The following is an 8535-nucleotide window of genomic DNA, read 5'->3' on the forward strand; positions in this document are numbered from 1 at the left end:
CCGCTCAGAGATGTGTATAAGAGACAGCTGATATATCGAAGCCGCAGAGCCGATGAAGGTGTCGTACTGCTCGGGAAACGGCTCAGTCCGCTCAATGTGCCACTCGCCGTCCCACTGCTCGCTGACGACCGCTGTGGGGTCGGCGGTCGTATCGTAAGCCGGTGCCATCCCACGGAGACCCGCCTCATTGTGGACGACCTGCTGATTCGTAGCGAACATCCACGCTTGCGGGAAGATGGCTGCAGCATGAGTATCACCGTGGACCATGGGGAGGACGGTCGTATCGGGCCATTCGTCGAGTTTCGCCGCCAGTTCCTTGACGGCGAGCATCATCTCGGCGGTCTTCTGGCTCAGGTCACCGCGAATCCCGAGATCAGCTCCGATATGCGTTTCGAGACCGTACTCTTCGAGCCCGTGACCGAGCACGTCGTCGTAGTGCTGGCCGGTGTGGATCACGAAACAGGGGAGGCCATTGGCGTCGGCGGCGGCAACGACTGGCGCCTGTTTGTAGAAGTCCGGCTTCGTTGCTGTCACAACTGCGAGGACGAGATCGCCATGATCCATCTGAGCGGCGAGGCGATCCTCGTAGACCGTTGGAGACGCATTCATGATCGTGGCTTTCGAGGACCCGGGTAATACGTTTCTCTATTGCAAGATAGTAGATCATTCAGCCGTACGAACGCGTGTACGACTCTGTTCGGCTCATCTCTGTACTCCGCATGTCAAGCCCACCAGATTCTGATTCACGATTCACGCCCCAGCCGGCGGGGGAGCACCTGCCCCAGACGTACTTGTTGAGGAGTTCGACCCGCAGGGGTTCCTCGACCGTGAGACAACACGAGAGGCGTGGGTAGCCGAATCGAACCGCTGCGGCGTCGTGCCAGTGTGTCAGCTCCGGTGCGGGATCGACCGCGACGGTACAGGTCGCACACAGTCCTCGCCCGCCACAGGTGGCGGATCGTCGCCGACATCGTGGTCACTCTCCGTGGTGGACTGCTCCGTCGTAGGCGAGATGATCGACGAATCCATGAGGTTCGATTCGTCCTCTGAGGGCGAATCGGTGCCTTCGGCTGTCGGATCGTGGGCCATGGCAGTACTGGTCGTCACGTTGGGAAGGGCGTACAGCTGCTTCAGTCCGTTTTTCGGTGATTTCCGGTCAAGCGGACCATTCCGCATCGAGCAGGGTCTGATGGACGACGTCCTCGCCGACGGCCTCGGCAAGCGCCTCGAAGCCGGCGCGCTCGCTGCGATCGCTCGCGTTCGCCACCAGTCGCGAGACGATGAACTCCGGCGTCGATCGGCCGACGGTCTCGAACTGTGGTTGGTAGTCCACATCGAGTGTGAGATCGTCGTTGAGACCTCTGGCGAAGATCCCGTCGGTGCGCGCTCGGTCGGGCAGTGGTGCGAGATCGTCGGCGAGATGGGTGACGTAGACTCCGATCGCGCCCGCATCGACGGCGAGACGCACGAGCCCGTAGAGGAGGTCCGCAGCGCTCCCGGGTTCGGTGATCGCCTCGAACTCGTCGACGAGCATCAGCGTCCGATCGCTGTCGGTCAGCGGCGGCACGATCGTCTGCAGTGTCGATTCGAGCACGCCCGCGTTGAAACTCGCGTGCCGACGATGGAACACGATGGCATCGACACGACTCACCTCGGCTGCGTCGGCGGGCACGGGCAGACCCATATGTGCGAGCACGACCACCTGACAGAGCGTCTCCAGCAGGGTGGTTTTCCCGCCGCTGTTGGCTCCGGTGAGCACCGAAACCCGATCGCCGGTCGGCACCGCTGTTGTACAGTCGTGCTCGCCGACGGCGTACGTGATCGGCTGGACGGCCGTCTCCGCGGCCGCTACAAGCGACAGGTTGCGCGCGTTCACGACTCCAACACAGCCCGACTCGACGAACGTCGGACGGGTCAGCTCGTACGCGTCCACGAACCGGGCAAGCGAGAGCTGGAAGGCCGTCTCGTTCACCGCGCTGACGGCCCCCTCGATCGCGTCCCGGCTGTCGTCGAGAGCGGCTTCGAGATCGTCCACGACCGCCTGCTCGCGTTCCTCGACGGTTTCACGGAGCGACGCAAGCAGTTCGCGAAGTCCCTGGGTTACGAAATCGGTCGCGTCGGCGGCATCGGTGGGTGTCGCCTCGCGGACGCGCGGTGCGGGGAGTGGCGTCTCGGCGGCGACGTGGCTGACGAACGCCTCGCGGAACTCTGCGCTTGAGCGAACGCCGTCGGATTGGATGGCGTCGATGACGTCGATCCCCTGGGCGTCGAGCTGTTCGACCGCCGCGAGCTGCTCGCGGGCCGTATCGAGCTCGTCGTCGACGCCCTCGCGGACGGTCGAATCGTCGCCCGCGGTGTCGAGCGAACTGAGCGCTGCGGCAGCGTCCGCGAGCGCGTCGGCATCGATCGCGTCGATCTCGGCGAACACGCCGGTGTGGACCCCGAGTTCTTGGAGGGCGAGCACGGTCTCGACGGCGGCGCGCTCGCCACCACCCATCTCGTCGAAGTCGGCGAAGGCGTCGAGTACCGCCTCGCGGGTGGCATCGTCGAGCTCACGCCACGTCTCCGTTGCGAGCGTCACCGCGTCGAGACGCTCGTCCATCGCATCGACTGACGTGAGCGGCGTCAACACGCGAATTCGGTCGCCCGCGTGCTCGGTGATCGCGTACTCCTGTGCCCGTGCGAGGAGTTCCTTGTAGACGCTGCGTGCGTCGGGCGTCGTGAGAATCCCCATTCCCTGTTCGCCGTGGGCATGCCGGAGGATGCGCGTCGCTCGGCCGCGAGCGAGGCCGGCATCGGCGAGCGTTCCGATATCCATCGCTTCGATCGCGCGAATCGCCCGCTCGGTGCCCAACCCCTCGGCGAGCGTGGTGGCCGTCTTCGGGCCGATCCCCCAGTAGTCCTGCAGCGACATACTCCGCCGTTCGATCGCGAGTCACCAAATACTGCGTGGACGGTGTCGGTCGCCTCGATATCTCGGTGAGGCGACTGTGCTAGGCGGTCGTGTCGAAGGCGGACGAGGGTTCCTGAACCGACAGACAGTACTGACTCGTGGCCCACATCTCTCGTATGCGTGTCGCTGCATTCACCGGCACCGATGGCCCCGACGACGTCGCCGTTCAGGAACAGCCCGACCCGACGCCGGCGGCTGGCGAGGCCGTCATCGAAGTCGCGGCGTGTTCGATCAACCACCACGATCTCTGGATCCTCGAGGGTGACTCGGGGATGGTCGGGACGGACGAGCTCCCGTTCGTGAGCGGACTCGACGTCGCCGGCGAGGTCGCCGCGACGGGCCCGGACGTCGATTCGGTTGCGAGCGGCGATCGCGTCCTGTTGTGTCCCAACGAGACCTGTGGCACCTGTCGATACTGTCGTGAGGGGCCCGAAAACCGCTGTGAACAGTACAGCCTGTATCACGGCGGCCTTGCAGAACAGGCACTCGTCGATGCCGACCGGCTCGTTGCGCTCCCGGAGTCGGTGGATTTCACGGACGCGGCAGCGCTCCCGACCGCGTATATGACCGCCTACCACATGCTCCGGCGCACCGACGTGGGAGCGAACGATCTCGTCTTCATCCCCGGCGCGACCGGCGGCGTGGGTGTCGCCGGCGTGCAGCTCGTCGACGCGCTCGGCGCGCGATCGATCGGGACGACCACCTCGGCGACAAAGGCCGACCGACTGGCCGACATCGGAGCCGACCACGTCGTCGAATCGGGGGCCATAGACGAGATTCGAGCGGCCGTCGACGAGATCGGCGAGCCCGACGCCGTTCTCAACCATCTCGGCGGCGACTACACCCAACTGGGGCTGGCACTGCTCCGGCAGGGCGGTCGGATGGCCATCTGTGGCCGCACTGCGGGCGATCGATCGACGATCGAGATCCCACAGCTGTATCTCGGGCACAACCAGCTCATCGGCAGCACGATGGGCACCCAGCCCGATCTCGAAACGCTCGTCGACCTCACGGCTGCGGGGGCGATCGACCCGGTCGTCAACGACGAGTACGCACTTGATGAAACGGGTCAGGCGTTCGCGGATATGCAGCGCCGGGATGCGTTCGGGAAACTCGTCGTGCAGCCGTGACTGAGGTGTGGTGAGATTGCGATATGCGCTGTGGCGTTGTGTCGAAACAGGGTTCAGTGCCACAAACCCGCTTCGAGCCGTGATCTCACTCAATCGTTGCGAGGAGCGATAGTAACCCTGTAGCTCCGAAAGTCGCCGTCATAAGTGATAGGTTGTCGATCCCGTATTCGACGATATATAACGGAGTATACGGACCTACGACTGTTCAGCAGCGAACTCCGCTGTTGTCAGTACATCGAGGTTGCGCTGTTCAGCCTTATCGAGCAACCGCCGGAAATCCGATTCCGGCAACCGGGACCCACCAAGACCATGCGCCATCAGCACGCACACAGTTTCCGTCTTGTATGCCTGTTCGAGAGCTTCCAGGGAATTCTCAACACTATCGGTGTTGACTCGCGGAATCCAACTGGCCTCGGTCACGATTCCATTCGCTGTCGATGCGCCACCACCAAACGACAGATCATAATACTCGCCCGCAATATTCATCGAATCCTCGTTGAAATCGCCGAACGGCCAGACAAGCGTATTCGCACCCCGACCACTCGTGTTATCGAGGACCCATTGTTTGTTGTCTCGCATCTCCTGCTCGGCTTCATCGGCCGGAATCGAACCGAGACCGCCGGAAGGCGAACCTCGTTGTGGGTGCGACGGCCACGACCATCCATTACTATCCATCTCGTCGATTTGGCTCTGTGAAAGCTTGCCCGAGTTGCCAACAACCCTCGGAATGACAGCGCTCGACCCCGCCATCCCACGATCGCTCATCATGTCGTAGGCAACCGTGTAATCCGACTCGTTGCCATCATCAAAGACGAACAGCACAGCGCCATTATCGCGCTTGGGCGTCGTCCGAATGTCATCGATATCGATCTCGCATGACTTCCCACCCGTGTAGCACGAAATCGATAGCTCATTGATGTCGGCCAAGTCAGGCGTTCCTGACCACGTCGACGGTCCGAGACCGATCCGAACCCAGCCGTGCTTCTCGCTGAGATATCGTGTCGTGACTTGGTATTCGGACCCATCGCCCGCTGCGAGCTCAACACGCAACGTCTCGTTTGACGTGCCACGCAGGCGCACGGCCATCGACGGATCGCGGTAGGCGAAATTCTCTGAATCAAGGCGGTTTACCATCTCGACACGGTCGTTGTTGCCGTCCGAAATGAGCGTCGCGCAGCCCGCGTCGTCTGACGGATCGGAGAAATCGGTCGAATTCTGCTCGACACGGCCCTCGCGCGATTCCCATCCGGCGGAGAAGTCGCCGAAATTCTCGAAAGCCGTCCCTTTGTTATGGCTGCGCTTTCGGGCGTTGTAGCCGAGCCGGAGATCGGATGTCCCGTTATTGTTGTCATCGCTGCCACTAGTGGATTCGGGAAGTTGTCCAACGTGTGCCCACTGGCCATTTTGTTTGACCGCTATTTCTCCTTTGAAGGAAAACGCTTCGAGGTCGCCGTTGAGCAGATAAGCGTCAGTCCCGTTGCGGACGGCACCTTCGGCGTGAGTTCCCGAAATATTGTCCTCACTAGTGATACCGTAGTGAGGCTGGAGGTTGTCGGTCACATCAAACGCGTAAGATGCATACGAACCCGTTCCAGTGATTGTGAGCACATAGTCCGGGCGCTGACCGACATGTGCCCAGTCACCATCGAGCTTGACGGCGACCGACGCACCGTCGTACGTGAAAGCGTGAAGCGAGCCGTCGAACCGATATACATCTTGGCCGGGGGCAACCGCACCGTGGGCAGAGCTGCCGTTAATATCATCTTCCGAAGTCAGATCTTCGCCGGAGAGATTGCCATCCACTGTGAATGAATAGTTCGTTCTGTCACCTGTTCCCTCGATCACGAGCGTGTGTTTCCCTGCAGCCGCCGCATTACTTGTGCTCCCGAGTATACCGAGTCCTGTCACCCCGGCTATGCCCGCCGCAAGAAATCGACGCCGTTTGACGTTTGTAGATTGGTGAGATACGGTATTTTCGGTGAGAGAACTCCTCTTCTGCTGAGTCGTGTTGTCAGGTCTCACCTGCGGATTGGAATTTTGATGTTCCATGGCAAAAATTGCTGAATCACACACAATGGATCTTGTCCATCGGTAACTATTAATAGGATATTGTATTATACCCACTCCTCGTTATCCCATACAAATGATAAATAATAATTATCCACCCATGATATGATTACGAATTCTCACAATTCGGTCGCCTGACGGACTGTTCTGGCCAAATTTCGACCGCTTATTATTGTCGGTAGTTCCCAATCGAGTTGAGAGGCAGAGCTAAAGCGCCGGTCTGATTGGAGAAGATGTCTGGTTGGGTGAATGTGTTGAAGCTACCCCAACCAGACGGGTTCCTTTCGGCATGGGACGTCAAAGGTGTAGCGGCAGATGTGATCGGAGAGCTTCCCCTGCCAGGGATCGAGGGCTCGCCCCTCGATCCTGGCGACATCTGGTCTGTCGTTATCCTTGCCAGCACCAATCAGAGCTCCATTCGCGAGGTCTGCGCCGAAAATCACGGAGCTCCCTGCGACGATACTGTCTTCGAGTGGCTCCACACGCTCAATCGAGGCTGGCTCGAGTTCGCCGCCAATCTCCTATTCATGCAGTTGGCTATGACGATCCTCGACCCTGACCGGTCGAGGATCGTCTCCATCGATTTCGTCGATAACCCCTATCACGGTACCTACAGCGACGAGGTAGGCGAACTCTGTCGAATGAGTCCCAAAGACGGTACCACGACCTGCCACCGATACTGCACTGCCTACCTCGTCTCGAACGGCAAACCGATCACGCTCGCGATGACCTACGTCCGCAGCGACGAGAAGCAAGCCGACGCGGTCGAGCGCGTCCTCGACCGCGTCGAGGCCTATCCTTTCGAGATCGAACTGTTGCTGGCTGATTCCGGCTTTTACAACGAGCGTGTCATCCGCCGGTCACGGGAGATCGCTGCGACAGTCGTGCCGGTCGCCGAGAAAGGCGACCGGCTCGAAGAGAAGCTCGAGACGCACAAATCGTACATGACGACCTACCGAATGTACAAGGACAGCGAGCGGGAACTGCGCTTCCCGCTCGCGGTGTCGGTCTCCTACCAGAACGGCGATCGTGGCAAGCACGGTGAGGTAGTTCGAGGGTACGCGGCGTGCGATCTATCCGATCGCACGCCTACACAGGTCGAACACTGCTACCGAAAGCGGTCAGCGATCGAATCGAGCTACCGGCTGTTTCGGAGCGCACGAGCGGTAACGTCGACGCAAGATCCGATCGTGCGGTTTGCGTTCGTGGTGGTGAGCTTCCTCCTTGAGAACCTGTGGTTGGTGCTACGATGGGCGGTCGTCGCCCGCCCTCGCCGGGGCGGGCGCGACCTGCCCGAGGAGTTCACGTTCTCGGTGTTCTGTGACTGGATTCGACACGCGCTGGAAGAAGAGTTAGAGCGGCGGTGGGAAATCGAGATGAACGGAGTCGGTGTGCCGGACGCGTATACCTCGGCCGCGGGCTGAGCCAGCCCGCGGCCTCGGGAGTGCCCGTCGTGAGCACCAGCTGTCGGCTGGGTTCGTGTGAAATCGGTGCTGTGGGTCGTTGAGTACGCAGGAGCGCTTTTGAACTCCAGTGAACCGGTCCACTGCGACGTTCACCTCGACAGCTCACCGGTTCAGAGGAGATGGTGAGATTTCAGTTGGGAACTACCGATTGTAGGTATGTTCCGCGTTTAGCAATGCATCGGGTGGCGGTGCAGAACATCCACGCCGGATAATGGTTAGACTATCAATACCATTATCCCGTTCACGATTTATGGGTGCAACTGCAAGCCGCAGGCAAAGCATCAAGATGATCTGTGGATGATCCGCGGCCGGCCTTCTGCCGTGTTCGCGCTCAATACAGCAATGAACGTGCAGCACCGCAAGCGATTCTATATCGGTTAATGTCGTCGCTTTGATTAGCTTGACGGTGTGGCCGTCCACTGGAGATAGTATTGGGAGGGTTGCTTGCGTTCGACAACGTGCTGCCAGTACAACGTGACCGGATTGGCGGAGCTGCTGCGCACTTCGACGCAACAACGCCCCAGATGTACATCACACACCGGTCAATCGAATGATAGAATGTGCTGGATCTGGCAACACGTCTGGATGGATCCCAAGACGGTCACATACCTCAAGCATGGGATCAATCCGATTCACAAACCCGGTGAAGGTGTAGCCTTCTTCTTTCCGTATACAGTGAGCGACGATGTGTGCCTCGCGGGGAAGCCCGAATCAGGCAAGCTTCCCCACCGTGTTTTCCCAACGCTTGTTTTGCTACGCGTAGTGCCTTCTCAACGAAGTCGAGAAGGACGATTGCCATATCCAACTCCTCGACTCCATTGCCTCTAACTGAGCGTGTCATAGAAAGCGTCACGTGCGAGGTTGCAGGGTGTGGGAATTGTGTCCAACAACGCCCAGACCCTGCAAAACGTCACTTCTG

At 60.2% G+C, this 8535-nt stretch carries 6 protein-coding genes and 1 pseudogene; 2 read left to right on the forward strand and 5 right to left on the reverse strand.

Annotated elements, in window-relative coordinates:
- From C451_RS06390 to C451_RS06400, 4 genes and pseudogenes are all read right to left on the reverse strand, one after another.
- On the reverse strand, positions 1 to 609 hold a 609-nt coding region (locus C451_RS06390), incomplete at its 3' end, for a UDP-N-acetylglucosamine 2-epimerase (protein ID WP_007738971.1).
- 134 nt (positions 610 to 743) lie between these two features.
- A pseudogene (locus C451_RS23730) lies at positions 744 to 955 on the reverse strand (ferredoxin); the annotation flags it as partial.
- Positions 889 to 1089 (reverse strand): hypothetical protein, encoded by a 201-nt coding sequence (locus tag C451_RS06395; RefSeq protein WP_007738973.1) that lies wholly within the window; start codon positions 1087 to 1089, stop codon positions 889 to 891. The pseudogene C451_RS23730 and the gene C451_RS06395, both read right to left, overlap by 67 nt.
- 67 nt (positions 1090 to 1156) lie before the next feature.
- Entirely contained in the window at positions 1157 to 2914 is a 1758-nt protein-coding gene (locus C451_RS06400; protein WP_007738975.1) for a MutS-related protein, read from the reverse strand.
- Positions 2915 to 3069: 155 nt separating this feature from the next.
- Between C451_RS06400 and C451_RS06405 the strand changes: the two genes are divergently transcribed.
- On the forward strand, positions 3070 to 4083 hold the full coding sequence (locus C451_RS06405) for an alcohol dehydrogenase catalytic domain-containing protein (protein ID WP_007738976.1): 1014 nt from the start codon (positions 3070 to 3072) through the stop codon (positions 4081 to 4083).
- Positions 4084 to 4278: 195 nt separating this feature from the next.
- Here the strand turns inward: C451_RS06405 and C451_RS06410 are convergent, their stop codons facing one another.
- The gene (locus C451_RS06410; protein ID WP_080503523.1) at positions 4279 to 6132 is read right to left on the reverse strand and encodes a polysaccharide deacetylase family protein; all 1854 of its coding nucleotides are present in this window, start codon (positions 6130 to 6132) and stop codon (positions 4279 to 4281) included.
- A gap of 269 nt (positions 6133 to 6401) precedes the next feature.
- Here C451_RS06410 and C451_RS06415 point away from each other — a divergent pair, with 269 nt between their 5' ends.
- Complete coding sequence (locus C451_RS06415) at positions 6402 to 7574, forward strand: ISH3 family transposase (RefSeq protein WP_007738978.1); 1173 nt, start codon at positions 6402 to 6404, stop codon at positions 7572 to 7574.
- Positions 7575 to 8535: the final 961 nt, after the last annotated feature.

The organism is Halococcus thailandensis JCM 13552 (assembly GCF_000336715.1).
In the GTDB taxonomy this organism is placed as follows: Archaea; Halobacteriota; Halobacteria; order Halobacteriales; family Halococcaceae; genus Halococcus; species Halococcus thailandensis.

What these genes read in the sequence shown, in the direction of transcription:
- C451_RS06410 (WP_080503523.1), bottom strand. Translation starts at nt 6,132, where the DNA reads ATGGAACATCAAAATTCCAATCCGCAGGTGAGACCTGACAACACGACT.
- C451_RS06405 (WP_007738976.1), top strand. Translation starts at nt 3,070, where the DNA reads ATGCGTGTCGCTGCATTCACCGGCACCGATGGCCCCGACGACGTCGCC.
- C451_RS06395 (WP_007738973.1), bottom strand. Translation starts at nt 1,089, where the DNA reads ATGGCCCACGATCCGACAGCCGAAGGCACCGATTCGCCCTCAGAGGAC.
- C451_RS06400 (WP_007738975.1), bottom strand. Translation starts at nt 2,914, where the DNA reads ATGTCGCTGCAGGACTACTGGGGGATCGGCCCGAAGACGGCCACCACG.